This is a genomic window from Brevundimonas poindexterae (assembly GCF_020524625.1).
In the GTDB taxonomy this organism is placed as follows: Bacteria; Pseudomonadota; Alphaproteobacteria; order Caulobacterales; family Caulobacteraceae; genus Brevundimonas; species Brevundimonas poindexterae_A.
In genome coordinates, this window is the sequence record NZ_JAIVLL010000001.1 from 573,023 (window position 1) to 592,641 (window position 19,619).

A 19,619-nucleotide genomic window follows, 5' to 3' on the forward strand; every position below is an offset into this window, starting at 1 on the left:
GCCGACGGCGCCTGCACCGAACCGGTATGAGGAATCAGAACGAACCATGCGTTTCATGCGTACAGTGATCGCGGCAGCGGCACTCCTGGCCGTGGCCGGACCGGCCCTTGCCCAGACCCAGCCGCCTGTTTCCGCCGGTACCCTGAACCCCGCGGCCGACCGCCCGGCCCAGCCGCGCGCGCAGGAGCCCCAGTTCCAGATCGCCGACGGCATCGTCGCCACGGTCAATGACCGGGTGATCACGGGCTATGACCTGCGCCAGCGCATGCTGCTGCTCATCGTGATGAGCGAGGTCCAGCCGACCGCCGAGAACGTCGCCCAGATCCAGAGCGAAGCCCTCGACATGCTGATCGAGGAGCATCTCCAGGCCCAGGAGATCGCCAAATACCCGACCCTGATCATCACCGATGAAGAGGTCGATGCCGAGATCGCGGCCATGGCCCAGCAGGCCAATCTGACGCCCGAGCAGTACATGCAGGCGCTGGCCCAGGCGGGCATTCACCCCAGCACGATCCGCGAGCAGATCCGCACGGCCATCGGCTGGCGGGAGCTGGTCGGCGGGCGCTTCGCCAGCCGGGCCCGCGTCAGCCGCAACCAGGTCGAGCAGACCCTGCGCCAGTACGAGGAAGCCGCCACCAAGAAGCAGTACCTGATCGGCGAGATCTACATCGAAGGCGCGCGGGTCGGCGGTATGCAGCAGGCCATCACCGGTGCCCAGCAGCTGATCCAGCAGATGATCCAGGGCGCGCCCTTCCAGGCCGTAGCCCAGCAGTTCTCGGCCGCGCCGTCGGCCGTGCGCGGCGGTGACGCCGGCTGGGTGGTCGAGGGCTCAGTGCCTCCGCCCGTGCAGCAGGCCATGGACAATCTCGATGTCGGCCAGCTGTCGAACCCCATCGTCGTCGATGGCGGCGTCTACATCATCTACATGCGCGACAAGCGGGACGGCGCGGCCTCCAGCCTCGTCAGCCTCAATCAGGTGATGGTCGAGCTGTCGCCGGATGCGACGGACGCGCAGGTCGAGGCTGCGGCCCAGCGCCTGATGTCGATCCGCCCCTCGCTGACCTGCGAGACCATGGTGGCGCGTGCCACCTCGGAAACCGGCCTGCTAGGCTCGGACCTTGGCGAGACCGAGGTGCTGAGCCTTGCGCCTCAGTTCCAGCCCTTCGCCCGCGAGGCGCAGGTGGGACAGATCAGCGAGCCGATCCGCACGCCCCTGGGCCTGCATCTGGTCGGGGTCTGCGGACGTCGCCTCGGCACGGCTGAAATGCCCAGCTACCGCGAGGTCGAATCCCGTCTGCAGCGGTCGAACCTGTCCATGCTGGGCCGCCGCTACATGCGTGACCTGCGCGCCGACGCCCTGATCGAGATGAAGTGATGGCCGGGCGCGTGCCGCCGCTCGCCCTGACCATGGGCGAACCGGCCGGTGTGGGCCCCGAGATCATCGCCGCGTGCTGGCGCGCCGCCCCGGCCCCCTTTGTGGTCGTCGGCGATACGGCCTCGATGGCCGAGCACGCTCCGGTCACGGCGGTTGCCACGCCCGATGAGGCGGAGGCCGTGTTCGGTGAAGCCATCCCGGTTCTGGACCACCCCCTGCCCTCGCCCGCCACGCCGGGTCATGCCCGCCCGGAGCATGCCGCCTCGGTCACCGGCTGGATCGAGACCGCCGTGCGGATGGCCGTTGACGGACAGGTCGCGGGCGTCGTCACCGCCCCGATCGCCAAGGCCCCCCTGTACAAGGCCGGGTTCCGCTTTCCGGGCCACACCGAGTTCATCGCCGATCTGACGGCGGACGTGCCCTGGCCGGGGACGCGCGGCCCGGTGATGATGCTGACGGCGCGGGACCTGCGCGCCTGTCTGGTCACCATCCATACGCCGCTGGCCCAGGTGCCCGAGCTGGTGACGGCCGAGCGCGTCAGCCGTGTGGCGCGCGTGGTGCATGAGGCGATGATCCGGGACTTTGGCATCGCCCGGCCCCGTCTGACGCTGGCGGGCCTGAACCCGCACTCCGGCGAAGGCGGCTCCATCGGGCTTGAGGAACAGCAGGTTCTGATCCCCGTGGCCCGCGCCTTGCGGGACGAGGGCATCGACGTCAGCGACCCGAGGCCGGCCGATACCCTGTTCCACGACGAGGCCCGGCAGACCTATGACGCCGTGCTGTGCCTCTATCACGACCAGGCGCTCATCCCGGTGAAGACGCTCGACTTCTGGGGCGGGGTGAATGTCAGCCTGGGCCTGCCCATCGTGCGTACCTCGCCCGACCACGGAACCGGCTTTGACATTGCCGGGCGCGGCGTGGCCCGCCCCGACAGCCTGATCGCCGCCGTAAAGCTGGCGCGTGCCATGGCCGACCGCCGGGCCGCAGCGGCATGAGCGACCTGCCCTCCCTCCGCGAGACGCTGGACGCCCATGGGCTGATGGCGAAGAAGAGCTTCGGCCAGCATTTCCTGCTGGACCTCAATGTCACGCGCAAGATCGTCCGGCTGGCCGGTCCGTTCGCGGGCGACACGGTGATCGAGGTCGGCCCCGGTCCCGGCGGCCTGACCCGCGCCCTGTTCGAGAGCGACGCCGGGCGGGTCATCGCGGTGGAGAAGGACGCCCGATTCCTGCCCCTGCTCGCCGAGCTGGACGATGGCTCCGGGCGGCTGACGCTGGTCGAGGCGGATGCCCTGAAGGTCGACGAGGCCATAATCGCCGGGGGCCCGGCGCATCTGGTGTCCAACCTGCCCTACAATGTCGGCACGGCCCTGCTGATCAAATGGCTGACCGGGCCGTGGACACCCGCATCGATGACCCTGATGTTCCAGAAGGAGGTCGCCCAGCGCGTGGTGGCCCAGCCGGGCGACGCCGCCTATGGCCGACTGGCGGTCATCAGCCAGGCCCTGTGCGAGGCGCGCATGGTGATGACCCTGCCGGCCGCCGCCTTTACCCCGCCGCCCAAGGTCTCCTCGGCCGTGGTGCACCTGAGGCCGCTGGCGGAGCGCCTGTCCGATGCGCGCATCCGCAAGCTGGAAAAGGTCACCGGTGCGGCCTTTGGCCAGCGTCGCAAGATGCTGCGCTCCAGCCTCAAGCCGCTGGGGGGCGCGACCCTGTGCGAGGCGGCCGGCATCGAGCCCGATGCCCGGGCCGAGACCATTGATGTGGCAGGCTTCCTGCGCCTCGCCGACGCGCTCGCCTGAGGTTCAATCGCGCGGGGCCATCCGCTCCGGATACGGCCGGCCCAGCGCCTCGGCCATGGCCTGCTGGCTGATCAGGAACACCTCTTCGCGGCGGTGATAGTTGTTCGACAGGACGATCACCACGATCTCGGCGTCGGGCTGCCAGAGCACCATGTTGCGGAACCCCGACCAGCTGCCCGTGTGATAGATCTGGCGGTCCTCGAAGGCCGGCTCGACCTGATGCCCCAGTGAGCGGCTGAACAGGCCATAGCCCCACAGCCGACGCGGCCCGCCCCGTCGTTCGTCGGGCGTATCGAGCGGGGCATGGTCGGCGATCATGGCCGCATAGGACCGGTCACTCAGCAGGCCGCCGCGGTGCAGCGCCCATTCCCAGGCCAGCAGGTCGTCCAGCGTGGAGGACAGGGCCCCGGCACCCGGGATGATGCTGACATTGGCCTCGGGCTGGGGGGTGATGCCGGCGGGGAAGTCCGCATAGCCCATGGCCAGACCCGGCACGACGTCGTAGCCGGTCCGGGTCATGCCAAGAGGCTGGAAGAAGGTCTGGCTCAGCCAGCTGTGAAAATCCTGCCCCGTCGCCGACTCGACCACCGCTGCCGCCAGATTGAAGCCGGCATTGTTGTAGCGCAGGTCGGTGCCCGGCTCGAACTCCAGCCGGTACTGGCTGCTGTCGAAGGTCAGCTCATCCAGCGTGGCAGGGGTGGTGCGGCGGATTCCCCAGCCGGGCCGCTGCATCAGGTCGGGGATGCCGGACTGATGCGAGATCAAATGGCCCACGCGGATGTCGGCCCAGGCCTCGGGACACGGCTTGATCCATTGGCAGACCGGATCGTCGACGCTCAGCACGCCCTCGTCCTGCAGGCGCAGGAGGGCGGCGGCGGTGAACATCTTGCTGACCGAGGCCAGCCGGAACGGGGTCTCGAGCGTGAAGGGGCGTCCCGCCTCGCGGTCGGCCATGCCGTAGACCTGTCGGAAAAGGACCTCGTCGCCACGCGCGACCAGAACGCCGCCGGTGAAACGGCCCCGCTCGGCCATGTCCTCCAGCGTCGCCTGCAGCCGGGGCAGCGATTGGACCACCGTCACCGGCGGCCGCGGCGGGAGTGTGGGGCCCTGCTCGACCTCGGGTGCGGCGGCGCCTGCGCCAAAGCCGGACAGGCCGGCCCACAGGCCGCCTCCGAGTAGGACGAGAACAGCGAGACCGGCGAGAATCGGGGTGGGCTTCATCCGCCCTAGATATCGAATGTGAGGCCGAACTGCGCATAAAGAGCCCGTGAGTCCTGCCATTTCGGGTCGACCTTGACCGTCAGGAACAGGTGGACCGGCCGGTCCATCAGCAGGGTCAGTTCCTCGCGGGCCTTCTGGCCGATCCATTTCAGCGTCTGGCCCTGGCGGCCCAGCACGATCGGGCGCTGGCTCTCGCGCTCGACATAGATGGTCTGTTCGATCCGGACCGAGCCGTCCTGACGCTCCTCGAACGAGGTGGTCTCGACCGCCGCCGAATAAGGCAGTTCCTCGTGGACGCGCAGGAAGACCTTCTCGCGGGTGATCTCGGCCGCCAGTACGCGCAGCGGCAGGTCGGCGCTCTGGTCCTCGGGATACAGCCACGGTCCTTCGGGCATCAGGCCGGCCAGATGCGCCTTGAGGTCCAGCACCCCGTCGCCGGTCACTGCCGAGATCAGGAAGACGTCGCTGTAGACCCCGGTGTTGAACAGCTCGGTCATGACGGCCAGCATCGACTCGCGTTTCAGGCCGTCGATCTTGTTGAGCGCCAGGATCGCCTTGCGCTCGCGCCCCTTCAGCGCCTCGATGATCGTCTCCACGTCCTCGACCGAGCGGCGGTCGGCGGCCGAGCCCTTGCCCTCACCGATCGCCATCTGGGCCGAGGTGTCGACCAGATGCACCACGGCATCAGCTTCCTCGGCGCCTTCCCAGGCCGAGGCGACCATGGCGCGGTCCAGCCGGCGGCGCGGATTGAAGATGCCGGGCGTGTCGACCAGCACCATCTGGGTCTGATCATCCATGACGATGCCCCGCACGGGGAAGCGCGTCGTCTGGACCTTTTGCGTGACGATCGAGACCTTGGAGCCCGTCAGCCGGTTGACCAGGGTGGACTTGCCGGCGTTGGGCGCGCCGATCACGGCGACGAATCCGGCTCGCGTTCCGGTCTGGGGGGAGTCCGTTTGGGTATCGGGGGTCAAATCACGCCTTCACGCTGCATAAGGGCCAGGGCGGCCGCTTTCTCCGCCTCCTGACGCGATCGGCCCTCTGCGGTCAAGCCATCGGTGCCCGAGATCGTCACCTCGACCCGAAAGGTCGGGGCGTGATCGCTGCCGGTCCGGTCCACGACCCGATAGGCCGGAAGCCCGCGACCGACCTTCAGCGACCACTCCTGAAGGGCCGATTTCGGATTGCTGTGGCTGCGCGAGGACGGGTTGGCCAGCTCGGCCTTCCACAGGCGCTCGAACACGGCGCGGGCCGCGTCGATCCCCCCATCGAAATAGACCGCCGCCAGGATGGCCTCGACCGCATCGGCGAGGATGCCGTCACGGCGGCGCCCGCCCTGTTTGCTCTCGCCCGCCGACATGCGCAGGGCCGGTCCGACGCCTGCAGCCTCGCCCACGCGGGCACAGGCCGACCGGTCGACCAGTCCGTGCAGGCGCGAGGACATCTCGCCCTCGTTTGCCTGGGGGAAGTCGCGCATCAGCCGCTCGGCCACCAGCAGGCCCAGCACCCGGTCGCCGAAGAACTCAAGCCTCTGGTTGTCCAGAATGGGCCGGCCGACGGCATCGTGGGCCGCGCCCTCGCCCACGCTGGGGTGGGTCAGGGCGCGCTCCAGCAGCGAGGGATCACGAAACGCGTGACCCAGGGTCCGGGTCAGCGCCTGGACAGCTTCACTGCGGCGATCCGTCATTCCCTACTTCAGGACGGTGAAAAAGCGGTCCAGGCGAACCTTGCTGAACCAGCTGACCGGATTCCAAAGCGAGGCGCCTTCGTGCCACGAGAAGAGGATCATCTCGGCCTTGCCGATCAGGTTCTCCTCGGGGACCAGGCCGACGCCCATGGCCGACTGCTCGCGGCTGTCGATCGAGTTGTCGCGGTTGTCACCCATCATGAAGTAATAGCCCTCGGGCACCTCGAACACCGGCGTGTTGTCGAGGCTGTAGTTCGGGCCAAAGTCCTGGATGGTGAAGGTGCGGCCGCCCGGCAGGGTCTCGCGCAGCTGGGTCGCGGTCTGGCCGTCGAACATCTCGGACACTTCCGCAGAGCTGATGACGACGTCCTCGACGGCCGTGCCGTTGATGTGCAGCACATTGTTGATCATCTGCACCCGGTCGCCCGGCACACCGATCACCCGCTTGATGTAGTCGGTCTTGTTGTCGCGCGGCAGCTTGAAGACGACGATGTCCCCGCGCTCGGGCGCATTGTTCATGATGCGGCCCTCGAACAGCGGCGGGCTGTAGGGGATGGCGTGCTTCGAATAGCCGTAGGTCCACTTGGACACGACGATGTAGTCGCCCTCGTACAGGTTCGGCTCCATCGAGGCCGACGGGATGGTGAAGGGCTGGAACAGGAAGATCCGCAGCAGGACGGCGATGACCAGGGCGATGACCACCGTCTTCAGGATCTCGAGACCCTCGTTCTTGGTCTTGCCGCCGTCGGAGTTGTCGCCGCCATCATCGTCGTCATCGCCGCTGTGATCCGGAGCGTCGCCTTCGTCGCTCCAGACCGGGCGGCGCGACGAGGTGGCCTCGGCCCCGGACGAGGCAGCAGCCAGGGCCGCAGCGGCCGCGATCGGCTCGGCAGGGACAGGGGCCGGTTCCGGCGTGTGCTCGGGCTCCGGCGTGTGTTCCGGCTCGGCCGCATGTTCGGGCTCAGGCTCAGGGTCGTGCGCGGCGACCGGCTCGGCGGCCTCCGCCGGCACGACGACGGGCTCGACCTCGTGTTCCACTTCCGGCGCGGGCTCGGCCGCCGCCTCGGGCTCGACAACAGGCTCTCCGTGGGGCTCTTCGTGTGCCACGTCGTGCGACGGCACTTCGTGCGCCTCTTCGGCGGCGTCGGTGTGCACCGGATCGGCGTGCGCGCCGGTCTCCGGCGTGTCGGTTTCGACCGGGGCGGGCGGCGCCTCGTGCGAGGCGTGATCGTCCGTTTCGGTCTTCTTGTGTTCTTCAGTCATGGCAGAAACCCCCGGTGTGCGCGCGCACAGGCGTGCAAGGCCTATAGCCTGATTATGTGACGGGCAAGACTTCGATCACCACGAAGGCGAGTGCGTAGGGATGCTCGTCGCTGAGCGTCAAATGGATATTCGGAGTGTGGCCGGACGGTGTCAGTCGGGCCAGATGCTCGGCCGCGTGGCCGGTCAATTTCAGGGTCGGTCGCCCGCTGGGCAGGTTCACCACCCCCATGTCGCGCCAGTAGACATCCGCCCGCATGCCCGTGCCCAGCGCCTTGGCACAGGCCTCCTTGGCCGCGAAGCGCTTGGCATAGCTCCAGGCGGGGTCGGGCTTGCGGTCCGAACGGGTGCGTTCCAGCTCGGTGAAGCAGCGATTCTTGAAGCGCTCCCCGAACCGGTCCAGCGAGGTCTGGATCCGGCGGATGTCGCACAGATCGGCACCCACGCCGACGATCAACGGGCCGCTCCGTCAATGGCCTCACGCATGCGCGCAATAGCGGCATCCAGGCCGATGAAGATGGCCTCGCCGATCAGGAAATGGCCGATGTTCAGCTCTCGCACCTGCGGCAGGCTCGCCACCTCGGCGGCGGTCTCATAGTCCAGCCCGTGACCCGCGTGGACCTCAAGGCCCACGGCCTCCGCCATCTCCACCGCAGCGGTGAGCTCGTCAAAGGCCGCGCGACGGGCGTCCCCTTCCGCATGGCAGTACCGGCCGGTGTGGAACTCGACCACCTGGGCGCCGACGCCGGTGGCCGCCATGACCTGTTCCTTCGACGGATCGATGAACAGGGAGACGCGGATGCCCGCCTCCTTCAGCTGCTGCACCGGAAAGAACAGCTGGCTGAGGTTGGCGCGGACGTTCAGCCCGCCCTCGGTGGTCACCTCCTCGCGGCGCTCGGGCACGATGCAGACGGCGTGCGGGCGATGGCGCATCGCGATCTCGAACATTTCCTGCGTGAGGGCCATCTCGAGGTTCAGCGGGCGACCTGCGGTGGCGCAGAGCGCGCTCAGCGCCTCGATGTCGGCGTCGGTGATGTGGCGGCGGTCCTCGCGCAGGTGGGCGGTGATGCCGTCAGCCCCGGCCGCAAGCGCCTGTTCGGCCGCCCGCACCGGGTCGGGATGCTGGCCGCCGCGCGCGTTCCGCACCGTGGCCACATGGTCGATATTGACGCCCAGACGCATGCGCTCGGCCATGGTCTACCCTTTCGCCAGTCTGCGGCTGCCCGGATCCTCGACCGGCAGGGCCGCCAGTTCCGGCGGCAGGGCGTCGGCGGGGTAGGCCGGCACATCCAGGGTGGCCAGGGCGATCAGGGGCACCCCCACATCGGCCTTGCCCCCCGACCGGTCGACGATACAGGCCGCAGCCACGACCTCGCCGCCCGCCTTCTGAATCGCGGCGATACATTCGCGCGAGGACAGGCCGGTGGTCACGATATCCTCGACCATGACGACGCGCTCGCCCGGCTCGACGGAAAAGCCGCGACGCAGTTTGAACTCGCCGCCTTCGCGCTCGACATAGAGCGACCGGACCTTCAGGTGACGGGCCGTCTCATAGCCGGGAATGATGCCGCCCACGGCCGGCGAGATGGCCACATCGACCGGCCCGACCGTCGCCGTGATCTTGTCGGCCAGCGCCTTGCACAGGCGTTCGCAGCGGTCCCCGTCCATGAAGACCAGGTTCTTCTGCAGGAAGACCGGGCTGTGCAGGCCCGAGGACAGCACGAAATGCCCCTCGCGCAGGGCCCCGGCAGCGCGAAATTCGGAGAGGACGTCTTCAGTGTTCATGGGCTGTTTCTAGCCCCCACCGACGGGCCGAGGAAAGGGCGAAGCTGAGCCCTATTCGAGGTTCTCGTGCGGTTTCAGCCCCCGGACCAGCAGCTCGCGCCAGATTCCCTCGGCATCATCGGCAAACCCCATCAGGTCCAGATCCTTGCGGGCGATCATGCCGTGCTCGGCCAGGGCCTCGAAATTGATCACCGTGGTCCAGTAGTCGCGATCGACCAGCACGATCGGAATGGGGGGCGCCTTGTCGGTCTGGCGCAGGGTCAGGAGCTCGAACAGCTCGTCGAAGGTGCCGAAGCCGCCCGGGAAGACCACCAGCGCATTGGCCCGCATCGCCAGGTGCATCTTGCGCATCGCGAAATAGTGGAAGCGGAAGGTCAGCTCCGGCGTCGACCAGGCGTTCGGCTCCTGCTCATGCGGCAGGGTGATGTTGAAGCCGACCGAGGGCGCACCGACGTCCATGGCGCCGCGGTTGGCCGCCTCCATGATGCCCGGGCCGCCGCCGGTGGCGATGACATTGTTGCGCAGATCGCCGACCTCGCCGTCCAGCGCCCCGCCCCGTTCCGACGCCAGTTTCCCGAACGCCCGGGCGGTCTCGTACCAAGGCTGGCCCGGCTTCACCCGCGCGCTGCCGAACACCACGATGGTGGACCGCACGCCCCATGCCCGGAGCGCCTCCTCGGCCTTGGCGTATTCCAGCAGGAACCGCACCCCGCGCATGGAGTCGCCCAGTAGGAAGTCCTGATCCAGAGCGGGCAGCCGGTAGGACGGCGAGGCCATCTGGGCCGTATTGTCAGGCGTTTCGTCTGTCATCAGCCGCGAACGCGCTCGACCGAATCGACGAAGGCATTGGCGCGCAGCGCCGCCATCAGGGTGGTGGCATGGCGGGCGTCGCGCACCTCGACATCGATCTCGACGTCAAAGAAGTCCTGCTGGCGGTGGGTCATGACCAGATTGAGGATGTTGCCGCCCGCCTCGCCGATCTGGGTCGCGACCTGCCCCAGCACGCCCGGCGCATTGCGGATGGTCGCCTTCAGCCGTGAGGCCGCCGTGGCGTTCATCTCGGCGCGCGGCGTCCACTGCAGGTCCTGCCACAGGCTGTCGTCGTCGCTGAACTCTACCAGCCGGCCGCAGTCGATGGTGTGGACGGTCAGGCCCTTTTCCGGCTCGAGGATGCCGACGATGCGATCCCCGGGCAGGGGCGAACAGCAGTGGCCGAAATGGATACTGATGCCCGGGGTCAGGCCGCTGCCGCGCACATAGAGAGAGGCCTCGCTCTCCTCGATCCGGCGACGGTCATGGGCGGGCTTCACCTGACCCTTCAGCGCCGGGAACAGGATTTCGACCACGCGCGTCGCCTGGACCTGGCCGCGCCCGATCGCCTCGAACAGGGCCTCTTCCGTCTCGATCGACAGGGTTTCCAGCACAGGCTTCAGCGCCAGATCGGCCAGCTTCTTGCCGGCGCGGGACAGGGTCTGTTCCAGCGTCGTCTTGCCCAGCTTCTGGAACTCGTCGCGCTCGGAACTGCGGATGGTGCGCCGGATCGACGACCGTGCGCGGCCCGTGACCGTCAGCGAGCGCCAGTCGACCGGCACTTCCGGCTTGGTGCCCCGGATGATCTCGACCACATCGCCGTTGATAAGCTGGGTGCGCATCGGCTTCAGCTCGCCGTTGATCTTCACCCCGACGGCCGTCTCGCCGACCTCGGTGTGCACGGCATAGGCAAAGTCCAGCGGCATGGCGCCGCGCGGCAGAGTGATCAGCTGACCCTTCGGGGTGAAGACAAACACCTGGTCGAGGAACATCTCCAGCTTGGCATGCTCGACCCAGTCGTCACCGCCCTCCCCGGTCTCGATCACCTGCACCAGCCGGCGGAGGTTATCCAGCGGGTCACGGCCACCCGACCGTTCCATCGCCTCGCGGTCAAAGCCGTAGGACTTGTTCTTGTAGCGCCAGTGCGCCGCCACGCCGTCCTCGGCGATGCGGTCCATCTCCTGTGTCCGGATCTGGATCTCGATCCGCACCCCGCCCTTGCCGATCAGGGTGGTGTGCAGAGAGCGATAGTTGTTCGACTTGGGTGTCGAGATGAAATCCTTGAACCGGTCCGGCACCATCCGCCACGCCCGGTGGATCACGCCCAGCGCGCGGTAACAGTCGTCCTCGTTCTCGACGAGCACGCGGAAGGCGTAGATATCCGACAGGGTCGAAAAGCCCACCGACTTGCGCTGCAGCTTGCGCCAGATCGAATAGGGCGTCTTCTGGCGGCCGATGACCTCGGCTTGGACGCCCTTGTCGGCCAGCACATCCTGGACCTCCTGCGCCACATCCTCCAGCGCACTGCCCTGTTCCTGCTTCAGGGCGTCCAGTCGCCGCTTGATGGCGTTGTGGGCGATGGGGTTCAGATGCTCGAACGCCAGTTCTTCCAGCTCAAGCGCGATGGAGTGGATGCCGATCGAGCGGCCCAGCGGCGCATAGACCTCCAGGGTCTCGCGGCTGATGCGTTCGCGCTTTTCGGGTTTGACGTATTGCAGCGTCCGCATGTTGTGCAGGCGGTCCGCCAGCTTGACCAGCAGCACCCGTACGTCGCGGCTGATGGCCAGGATGAATTTCCGCAGGTTCTCGGCCTGGCGGGTGTGCTCGGCCTGCAGCTCGAGGCGACTCAGCTTGGTCACGCCCTCGACCAGACCGGCGACCTCCTCGCCGAACAGGCTGGCGATGTCGTCGCGGGTGGCCGAGGTGTCCTCGACCACATCGTGCAGCAGGGCGGTGACGATGGTGGCGGTGTCCAGCCGGTAGTCGGTCAGGATGCCGGCCACCTGGATGGGGTGGGCGAAATAGGGATCGCCCGAGGCCCGCAACTGCGAGCCGTGCATCTTCATCGCATAGACATAGGCCTTGTTGATCAGGGCCTCGTCGGCGGAAGGGTCATAGGCCTTGACCATCTCCACCAGTTCGAACTGGCGAAGCACCCGCATGCGCTCGCCCTGCGGCCTCTCGGGGGCCGCAGTGGCGGGCATTTCAGTTTCGGCGAGTTTTGCTACCGGTGCGGTACGGGACCGCTTCGGGCGGAGAGGAACAACTGTGTTCGGTTCCGCTGTCAGTAGCGCTCCTCCTGGCCACCGTCGCGGTCGCTTTGCAGCGCGCGGATCAGTTCGGCCTCGGCCATGTTCATGTGCTGAGGCTCGGCCAGCAGGGCGCGGGTCTCGGCCTCATCCTCAGCCTCGGTGCGCTCGTCGACCCGTTGCAGGGTGGTGATCAGGTGCTCCGACAGCTCGTCCGGCGACACGGTGTCATCGGCCAGTTCGCGCAGGGCGACGACCGGGTTCTTGTCGTTGTCGCGATCGATGGTCAGCGCCTCGCCCTTGGCGATGTTGCGGGCCCGGTGACCGGCCAGCAGGACCAGGCCGAACCGGTTCGGCACCTTCTCGATGCAGTCTTCGACAGTGACGCGCGCCATGAATTTCCTCGAACTCTGGGAGAACCTGACAAAATATAGGGTTCAGGCCGATTGTGCAACGCCACATCGGCAGGAATGAGGCATGGCGGCTCCCCGGCGGGAGCCCTGCGGAGGCTCAGGCGGCCGACGAATCTGCCGGCGCCATGTCGACCGGCGCGGGGGCGACGGCGGCCGGGGCCGCATCGCTGGCCGCCGGGTTCATCATCAGGAGGGCCGCGAACACAATGGCCAGCACCGGCCCCGCATAGGCCCAGTAGCGCACCGGCACAAAGAACAGCGACCCGGCGCTGCGGCCCACGACCACGCGCTGGCCCGTCTGTTCGTCGATGAAGACCCGACCGGTGCCCTTTTCCATCTGGCGCGCGAACAGGAAGGAGCCCAGCCCCATCGTCAGTCCGGCGCAGATGATCGAGATGGCGGTCGCCATATCGGGATCCGACGTGACCGCCGCCCCGACAGGCAGGCCAATAACAAGCCCCACAGCGGCAAAGACGAGCACCAGAATGCCCCAGCCCGACCAGATAATCATGATGTCCCCCTCACGGCCCATAACCGTGTCCCTCGGACGGAGATTAGCTTCACCTTCAGCGGCGGCAATCGAAAACGCCTGACGGGAGCTGACAGGCGAAACGTCGACCTCAGGGCGTGGCAGTGGCGTCACGGCCGACGTTGGCCGAGGCGGCCAGATCCAGTGCCGAGCGGCCAAGGACGGGATGGCGCCAGTCCGGGGCGATCTCGGCCAGCGGCCCCATGACGAACAGCCGCTCGGCCGCTCGGGGATGGGGCAGGATCAGGTCGGTCCCTTCGGCCACCTGCCGGCCAAAGTCGATCAGGTCCAGGTCGAGGGTGCGCGGGGCGTTGCGTACCGATCGTTGCCGACCGAACCGGTCCTCGATGTCGGCAAGCGCGGCCATCAGCGCTTCGGCCGTGCCCGCCCATTCGCCCTGGACCACACCGTTCAGAAAGGCCGGATCGGCGGGGTCGGGCCAGGCGGCCGACCGCCACCAGCGCGAGCGGGCCCGCACGACCAGTCCTGCGCCCGCCAATTCGGCCACGGCGGCCTCAAGCAGGGCCGGAATATCCGCCCATGGCCCCTTGTCATTGCTGCCGAGTGCGACGATGACAGGGGTATTCATATTGTCTCCCGGGTGCCTCGCGCGCCCGCACATTTTTTAAAGGGCATTGTCATGCACCTGTACCCCGACGAGCGGCTGGCGCTGTTCATTGACGGATCGAACCTGCACGCGGCCGTGCGCTCGCTGAATTTCGATCTCGACTTCAAGGCCATGCTGGATGATGTGCGTGAGCGCTCGCGCTTCGTCCGGGCCTACTACTACACTGCCGTGGTCGAGGGCGAGGAGTTCTCGCCCGTGCGGCCACTGGTCGACTGGCTGGGCTACAACGGCTTTTCGACCGTGACCAAGCCGGTCCGCCGCTTCACGGATGCCTCGGGCCACAGCCGCATGAAGGGCAATATGGACGTCGAGATCGCCGTCGACATGATGCAGCTGGCGCCCCGGCTGGATCACGCCGTGTTGTTCTCGGGCGACGGCGACTTCCGCCGGCTGGTCCAGGCCGTGCAGAGCGAAGGGTGCCGGGTGTCGGTGGTCTCGACCATGAAGACCCAGCCCCCGCACATCGCCGACGAACTGCGCCGTCAGGCCGACGACTTCGTTGAACTGGCCGACCTCAAGACCCTGTACGGTCGCCCGCGGGCGACGCGCGAAGACGCATGACGAGGGTCGCCGCTCCGGTCGCGGATCCGCCCGCCGACTGCCCGCTCTGTCCGCGTCTGGTGGCCTACCGCGCCGAGAATGCCCGGCGCGAACCCGACTGGTTCAACGGCGCGGCACCGTCCTTTGGCGATCCCGAAGCGCGCCTGCTGGTGGCGGGGCTGGCCCCGGGCCGGACCGGGGCCAACCGCACGGGCCGTCCCTTCACCGGCGATCATGCCGGCTGGCTGCTGTATCAGACACTGATCGACACCGGCTTTGCCACCGGCACCTATGACGCGCGGCCCGACGACGGCCTGACCCTGGTCGACTGCATGATCACCAATGCCGTGCGCTGCGCCCCGCCCGGCAACAAGCCACTGCCGGTCGAGGAGGCCACCTGCCGCCCCTTCCTGACCGCGCGGCTGGACGCCCTGCCCCGGCTGAAGGTGATCGTGACCCTGGGCGACGTCTCGCGCCGGAACATTCTGAAGGCGCTGGGCAAGCCCGCCTCGGCCATGCCGCCGGGTCACGGGTCCGAGGCGCGGATCGGCAACTACTGGCTGCTGAACAGCTATCACTGCTCAAGGCTCAACACGAACACCGGCCGCCTGACGCCGGCCATGTTCCGCGACATCTTCGAGCGCGCCCGCGCCTTGATGGACACCTGAGGGGCCCGGGCTCCGGGCTTACCGCGTGGCTTCCCGGACACAGGTTTTCGCCTGTGACGTGCACGGGAAATTTGCCGGGAACATCTGAAGAGCAGCCCGCGTTTCGGACCGCAGGAGGCTGTTATGCGGACCAATACTCACTTCTTCTCTCGCGCCGAACGCAAGATCGCCCTGTGGGCCATGGTGGCGGCCGTCGTGCTGACCGGCGGCGGCATGGCGCTGGATCACGCCATGGGCCCGTCGCTCGGCGCCTATGACCACATGGGCTCGACCCAGCTGGTGGGCGTGCTCGAGGCCCAGCCGATCGGCTGACGACCGACGGGGCGCTCAGCCCCGGTCGCGCAGCAGCCGGGCCTTGTCCCGCGCCCAGTCGCGTTTGGCCGCCGTCTCGCGCTTGTCGTGCAGCTTCTTGCCCTTGGCCAGAGCCAGCTCGACCTTCGCCATCCCCGATTCATTGAGATACAGCTTGAGCGGAATGAGGGTCTGCCCCTCCTTCTGCACGGCGCCGATCATGCGGTCGATCTGACGGCGGTGTAGCAGCAGTTTGCGCGGCCGGCGCGGCTCGTGGTTGAACCGGTTGGCCTGGGCGTAGGGCGGGATGTCGGCATTGACCAGAACGATCTCGCGCCCCTCGATCGCGGCATAGCTCTCGGCGATGTTGGCCCGGCCCGCGCGCAGCGCCTTGATCTCGGTGCCGACGAGGGCAATCCCCGCCTCGACCGGCGCATCCAGAAAATAGTCGAAGCGCGCCCGCCGGTTTTCGGCGATCACCTTAGGCGCATACTTCTTCTTGTCCGACTGCGGACGCCTTTGGGCCGGTGCCTGCGCCATTACTGAACGCCCGCGGCCTTCATGGCCCGGTCAATGGCGGGCTTTACCGCATCCGCGGTCGGGGCCAGCGGCAGGCGGATTTCATCCGAGCACAGGCCCAGCGACGCCAGGGCGTATTTGGCCGGCGCCGGCGAGTTGTCGAGGAACAGGGCCTTGTGGAGATCGATCAGGCGGTCCTGCCACAGGCGGGCGCTTTCCAGATCCCCGGCCTGCACCGCATCATGCAGGGCGACCATGGCCTCGGGGGCCACGTTCGACGTCACCGAGATCACGCCGTGCCCGCCGTGCGCCAGATAGCCCAGATAGCTGGGATCATCGCCCGAGATCAGGTCGAATCGCCCCTCCACATGGGTGCGCATCCAGCTGACCCGGGTCATGTCGCCGGTCGCGTCCTTGATGCCGACGATATTCGGGTGCTTCGCCACGCGCGCGATCGTCTCATTCGCCAGATCGACCCCGGTGCGGCCGGGCACATTGTACAGCAGCACGGGCAGCTGCACGGCCTCGGCGATGGCCTCGAAGTGACGGGCCATGCCCTCCTGCGACGGGCGGTTGTAATAGGGGGTCACGACCAGGGCACCGTCGGCGCCCACGGTCTTGGCGTGGCGGACCATGTCGATGGCCTTGGCGGTCGACGACGAACCCGCGCCGGCGATCACCCGGATACGCCCTGCGACCGTCGAAACCACGGATTCGACCACATGCTCATGCTCTTCGGCGGTCAGGGTCGCACTCTCGCCCGTGGTGCCCATGGCGACCAGGCCGTGCACGCCGGCGGCGATCTGGCGCTCGACCAGGGCGGTGAGCGCGGCGTCGTCCACCTTTCCGTCACGAAGAGGTGTGATCAAGGCGGTGATCACGCCCTTGAAAGTCGGGCCAGTCATGGGAACGATGGTCCTTCGCGGAGGCTTTAGGGTGTCTGCGGAAGGTTCCGAACGTAAGGGGCGCCAACGGCCGCCGCAACCGAGATGATGGGGATAGGACAAATCATGCTGACGTCGATACTGGGCACGATCCTTGCCCTGAGCGCCCCTGCGCCCGAGGTCCTGGTGTCCAACCTCGCATCGACCGGCCTGTTCCCCGCCCGCGGCGCCGCATCGTCCGATCAGGCCGTCCCCTATGGCGCCACTGTCCGCCTGCTGAACGAGGCCGAGGCCCGCTTGCTGAATCAGGCGCTGGACGCCGCCCGTGCGCGCGACATCGCGGGCGCCCGTTCCATCGCGGCCGGCATCGCCCACCCGGTGGCGCGCAAGCTGGTCGACTGGGCCCTCGTCGACACCTCGGCCGATCTGATGAGCTTCGAGGAGCTGGCCCGGGCCCGCGTGACCTATGCCGACTGGCCGCGTGCCGAAAGCCGGATCATGGCGGGCGAACGCGCCATCTCGCGCAGCTCGGCCAGTCCGGAGGCCGTGATTGCCTTCTTCGACGGCCATCCGCCCCTGACGGTCGAGGGGGCGATCGGCCTGGCGCTGGCGCTGGAAGCCACCGGCCGCGCGGACGAAGCCCGTCCGATCATCCGCGACTGGTGGCGGAACCAGTCTTTCGACTTCGACAACCAGAGCCGGATCCTGTCGATCTGGCCGAACTGGATTGCCCCCGCGGACGACGAGGCACGGCTGAACATGTTGCTGCTGGGCCCGCACGGTCCGGCCACGCGCGCCATGATCGACCGTGTCCGCCCCGAACAGCGCGCCATCGCCCAGGCCGTGCTGGCGCTGCGCACCGCCTATTCGCCCGACACCATCGTCGCCGGGCTGACCCCGGCCCAGGCGGGCCACCCCGCGGTGGTGTTCGAGCGCGTCCGCATCCTCCGCTCGCAGGGTCGCGAACAGGAGGGCTTTGCCCTGCTGGCGGGCCTGCCTGCCGCCCCCACCCATTCGGACGGTCAGAGCGGTTTGTGGAGCGAACGCCGCAACTATTTCCTCGACGCGCTGGAGGTCGGCAACTGGCAGGCCGCCTATGACTCCATGGCCGGGCACGGCTTCCCGGGCGGCGAGCGCATGGTCGATGCCGAGTTCTTTGCCGGATGGGTCGCGCTGGTGAAGCTGAACGACCCCGCCCGTGCCGCGCGCCACTTCGAGGCGCTGCGGCAGATGTCGGAGACCCCCATCACCCAGGGCCGGGCGCTGTACTGGCTGGGCCGCGCGTACGAGGCCATGGGCGATACGGCCACGGCGCAAAGCCACTATGCCGCCGGGGCCGTGCACATCCAGTCCTTCTACGGCCAGCTGGCTGCAGAGAAGGCGGGCGTGACACAGATCACCCTGCCCGCCGATCCCGAGATCACACCGGACGCCCGCGCCGCCTATGAGGCCAATGAGGTGGTGCAGGCGACCCGCATGGTCGGCGAGGCCGGCGAAGCGGGCCTGCTGCGCGCCTTCGCCTATCACCTCGACGACACCCTGCCGGCGGCGGTCGACGTGGCACAGCTGATGGACATGGTGCTCGGCTATGGCGACCGGTTCGGTTCGATGATGGTCGGGCGCGCGGCCAGCCAGCGCGGCTGGCTGATGCCGAACCGCCAGTATCCGATCCGCATCCCGCCCGAGGTGGAGGGCGCCGCCCCCCTGCCCTTCACCCTGGCCATCACCCGGCAGGAGTCGAGCTACGATCCGCTCGTCGTCTCCAGCGCGGGGGCGCGCGGCATGATGCAGTTCCTGCCGTCGACCGCCTCGGGCGTCGCCCGGCGGCTGGGCATGCCCTATTCGGCCGACCGCCTGTGGGACCCCGACTACAATATGACGCTGGGCAGCTATCACCTCGGCGAGCTGATGCAGGCGAACGGCGGATCGATGATCCTGGCGGCCGTCGGCTACAACGCCGGGCCGGCCCGTCCGGCCCAGTGGATCGCCCGTTGCGGCGACCCGCGCGGGGCCACCGTCGATCCGATCGACTTCATCGAGTGCACGCCCTTCACCGAGACGCGCAACTATATGATGCGGGTCATGGAGAATATGCAGATCTACAAGGCGCGACTGGGCAACGGCACCGGGGACCTGACCCTGTCGTCCGATCTGGCCCGGGGCAGCTACGGGCCCCAGCCCTATCTGTCGCTGGTCGACTGACGACGGCTGAGGGCCAGCACAGGCTCGCTCTCCTCCTCCAGCCAGCGTCCGGTTACACCGAACACCTCGTGCAGAATGCCTACCGTCAACGCCTTCCGGGGTGGTCCGTCGGCCACGACGCGGCCCTGGTGCATGACGATCACCCGGTCCGCGAAACGCGCGGCCAGCGACAGGTCGTGCAGGCTGGCGATGACCGACTGACCGGCGGTGGCCCGCGCGCCCAGCCGCTCCAGCGCCAGCAACTGACCGTCCGGATCCAGCCCTGCGACCGGCTCGTCCGCCAGAAGGATCTGCGCGCCGGAGGCCAGCACCCGCGCCAGCAGCACGCGGGCCCGCTCCCCCCCTGACAGTTCCGCGACCCCCCGGTGAGCCAGCGCAGCGGCCTCGACCTCGTCGAGCGCCGCCTTGGCCCGCGCCTCGACCTCGTCGGCATTCAGGAACGGCTGGCCCAGAGCCACCACCTCGATCGCAGGCATGTTCCAGGCGACCGTCCCGTCCTGCGGCAGATAGGCCATGGCCGCAGCCCGGGCCCGGGGCTTGAGCGTCGACACGTCCGCCCGTTCGATGCGGATGCGCCCGGCGGAGGGCTTCAGCAGGCCACAGATCGCCTGGATCACGCTGCTCTTGCCCGCGCCGTTCGGCCCGACCAGGGCGATGCGCTCGCCTTGGCCCACCGTCAGGCTGACATCGTGCACTACGGTCCGCTTGCCCCGGGCAAGGGACAGGCCGTCGATCTGCAGCAGGGGCCGCTCCATCC

22 protein-coding genes are annotated in these 19,619 nt (G+C 68.2%); 7 read left to right on the forward strand and 15 right to left on the reverse strand.

Translation table 11 applies throughout. The annotated features are described in order from the left end of the window. The first annotated feature begins 55 nt into the window (after positions 1 to 55). The 3 genes from LC068_RS02960 to rsmA are packed head-to-tail and all read left to right on the forward strand — an operon-like array spanning position 56 to position 3,176. On the forward strand, positions 56 to 1,375 hold the full coding sequence (locus LC068_RS02960; protein WP_226634419.1) for a peptidylprolyl isomerase: 1,320 nt from the start codon (positions 56 to 58) through the stop codon (positions 1,373 to 1,375). Continuing rightward, a complete protein-coding gene (gene pdxA / locus LC068_RS02965; protein WP_226634422.1) occupies positions 1,375 to 2,370 on the forward strand; it encodes a 4-hydroxythreonine-4-phosphate dehydrogenase PdxA in 996 nt (331 codons plus the stop codon). Before LC068_RS02960 ends, pdxA begins: the two co-directional genes overlap by 1 nt. Beyond that, complete coding sequence (gene rsmA / locus LC068_RS02970) at positions 2,367 to 3,176, forward strand: 16S rRNA (adenine(1518)-N(6)/adenine(1519)-N(6))-dimethyltransferase RsmA (RefSeq protein ID WP_226634425.1); 810 nt, start codon at positions 2,367 to 2,369, stop codon at positions 3,174 to 3,176. Before pdxA ends, rsmA begins: the two co-directional genes overlap by 4 nt. A 3-nt stretch (positions 3,177 to 3,179) precedes the next feature. Here rsmA and LC068_RS02975 read toward each other — a convergent pair whose 3' ends face one another. The 12 genes from LC068_RS02975 to folK form a co-directional block, all read right to left on the reverse strand. Beyond that, positions 3,180 to 4,397, reverse strand: coding sequence for a serine hydrolase domain-containing protein (locus LC068_RS02975; RefSeq protein ID WP_226634427.1), 1,218 nt, complete (start codon positions 4,395 to 4,397; stop codon positions 3,180 to 3,182). 5 nt (positions 4,398 to 4,402) lie between these two features. Next, complete coding sequence (gene era / locus LC068_RS02980) at positions 4,403 to 5,371, reverse strand: GTPase Era (protein ID WP_226634429.1); 969 nt, start codon at positions 5,369 to 5,371, stop codon at positions 4,403 to 4,405. Then, positions 5,368 to 6,084 (reverse strand): ribonuclease III, encoded by a 717-nt coding sequence (gene rnc / locus LC068_RS02985; protein WP_226634431.1) that lies wholly within the window; start codon positions 6,082 to 6,084, stop codon positions 5,368 to 5,370. Before rnc ends, era begins: the two co-directional genes overlap by 4 nt. A gap of 3 nt (positions 6,085 to 6,087) precedes the next feature. Then, on the reverse strand, positions 6,088 to 6,966 hold the full coding sequence (gene lepB / locus LC068_RS02990) for a signal peptidase I (RefSeq protein ID WP_226635445.1): 879 nt from the start codon (positions 6,964 to 6,966) through the stop codon (positions 6,088 to 6,090). 433 nt (positions 6,967 to 7,399) lie between these two features. Next, positions 7,400 to 7,801, reverse strand: coding sequence for a holo-ACP synthase (acpS, locus tag LC068_RS02995; protein WP_226634433.1), 402 nt, complete (start codon positions 7,799 to 7,801; stop codon positions 7,400 to 7,402). Further along, positions 7,798 to 8,538 (reverse strand): pyridoxine 5'-phosphate synthase, encoded by a 741-nt coding sequence (locus LC068_RS03000; RefSeq protein ID WP_226634435.1) that lies wholly within the window; start codon positions 8,536 to 8,538, stop codon positions 7,798 to 7,800. Before LC068_RS03000 ends, acpS begins: the two co-directional genes overlap by 4 nt. A gap of 3 nt (positions 8,539 to 8,541) precedes the next feature. Beyond that, on the reverse strand, positions 8,542 to 9,129 hold the full coding sequence (gene pyrE / locus LC068_RS03005; RefSeq protein WP_226634437.1) for an orotate phosphoribosyltransferase: 588 nt from the start codon (positions 9,127 to 9,129) through the stop codon (positions 8,542 to 8,544). A gap of 51 nt (positions 9,130 to 9,180) precedes the next feature. Next, entirely contained in the window at positions 9,181 to 9,939 is a 759-nt protein-coding gene (locus LC068_RS03010) for an LOG family protein (protein ID WP_226634440.1), read from the reverse strand. Further along, the gene (locus tag LC068_RS03015; protein WP_226634442.1) at positions 9,939 to 12,143 is read right to left on the reverse strand and encodes a RelA/SpoT family protein; all 2,205 of its coding nucleotides are present in this window, start codon (positions 12,141 to 12,143) and stop codon (positions 9,939 to 9,941) included. Before LC068_RS03015 ends, LC068_RS03010 begins: the two co-directional genes overlap by 1 nt. Positions 12,144 to 12,223: 80 nt before the next feature. Then, on the reverse strand, positions 12,224 to 12,583 hold the full coding sequence (gene rpoZ / locus LC068_RS03020) for a DNA-directed RNA polymerase subunit omega (protein WP_209120111.1): 360 nt from the start codon (positions 12,581 to 12,583) through the stop codon (positions 12,224 to 12,226). A 115-nt stretch (positions 12,584 to 12,698) separates the two neighbouring features. Beyond that, positions 12,699 to 13,112, reverse strand: a complete 414-nt coding sequence (locus LC068_RS03025; protein WP_226634444.1) for a hypothetical protein — start codon at positions 13,110 to 13,112, stop codon at positions 12,699 to 12,701. 109 nt (positions 13,113 to 13,221) lie between these two features. Then, positions 13,222 to 13,719 carry a 2-amino-4-hydroxy-6-hydroxymethyldihydropteridine diphosphokinase gene (folK, locus tag LC068_RS03030; protein WP_226634446.1) on the reverse strand — a complete coding sequence of 166 codons (498 nt, stop codon included), beginning with the start codon at positions 13,717 to 13,719 and terminating at the stop codon, positions 13,222 to 13,224. A 51-nt stretch (positions 13,720 to 13,770) separates the two neighbouring features. On the opposite strand from folK, the gene LC068_RS03035 reads away from it, so the two are divergent. The 3 genes from LC068_RS03035 to LC068_RS03045 all read left to right on the forward strand — a co-directional run bounded on the left by LC068_RS03035 (position 13,771) and on the right by LC068_RS03045 (position 15,278). Next, positions 13,771 to 14,319 (forward strand): LabA-like NYN domain-containing protein, encoded by a 549-nt coding sequence (locus LC068_RS03035; protein ID WP_226634448.1) that lies wholly within the window; start codon positions 13,771 to 13,773, stop codon positions 14,317 to 14,319. Beyond that, entirely contained in the window at positions 14,316 to 14,966 is a 651-nt protein-coding gene (locus tag LC068_RS03040) for a uracil-DNA glycosylase (RefSeq protein WP_226634450.1), read from the forward strand. Before LC068_RS03035 ends, LC068_RS03040 begins: the two co-directional genes overlap by 4 nt. 123 nt (positions 14,967 to 15,089) lie before the next feature. Further along, a complete protein-coding gene (locus LC068_RS03045; RefSeq protein ID WP_226634452.1) occupies positions 15,090 to 15,278 on the forward strand; it encodes a hypothetical protein in 189 nt (62 codons plus the stop codon). 15 nt (positions 15,279 to 15,293) lie between these two features. Here LC068_RS03045 and smpB read toward each other — a convergent pair whose 3' ends face one another. Both smpB and dapA read right to left on the reverse strand, forming a co-directional pair. Continuing rightward, entirely contained in the window at positions 15,294 to 15,797 is a 504-nt protein-coding gene (gene smpB, locus LC068_RS03050; RefSeq protein ID WP_226634454.1) for an SsrA-binding protein SmpB, read from the reverse strand. Further along, on the reverse strand, positions 15,797 to 16,681 hold the full coding sequence (gene dapA / locus LC068_RS03055) for a 4-hydroxy-tetrahydrodipicolinate synthase (RefSeq protein ID WP_226634456.1): 885 nt from the start codon (positions 16,679 to 16,681) through the stop codon (positions 15,797 to 15,799). The genes smpB and dapA overlap by 1 nt, the downstream gene beginning before the upstream one ends. A 105-nt stretch (positions 16,682 to 16,786) precedes the next feature. Here dapA and LC068_RS03060 point away from each other — a divergent pair, with 105 nt between their 5' ends. After that, positions 16,787 to 18,862 (forward strand): lytic transglycosylase domain-containing protein, encoded by a 2,076-nt coding sequence (locus LC068_RS03060; protein WP_226634458.1) that lies wholly within the window; start codon positions 16,787 to 16,789, stop codon positions 18,860 to 18,862. Here the strand turns inward: LC068_RS03060 and LC068_RS03065 are convergent. Beyond that, the gene (locus tag LC068_RS03065; protein ID WP_226634460.1) at positions 18,841 to 19,617 is read right to left on the reverse strand and encodes an ABC transporter ATP-binding protein; all 777 of its coding nucleotides are present in this window, start codon (positions 19,615 to 19,617) and stop codon (positions 18,841 to 18,843) included. The genes LC068_RS03060 and LC068_RS03065 overlap by 22 nt on opposite strands. Positions 19,618 to 19,619 lie beyond the last annotated feature (2 nt).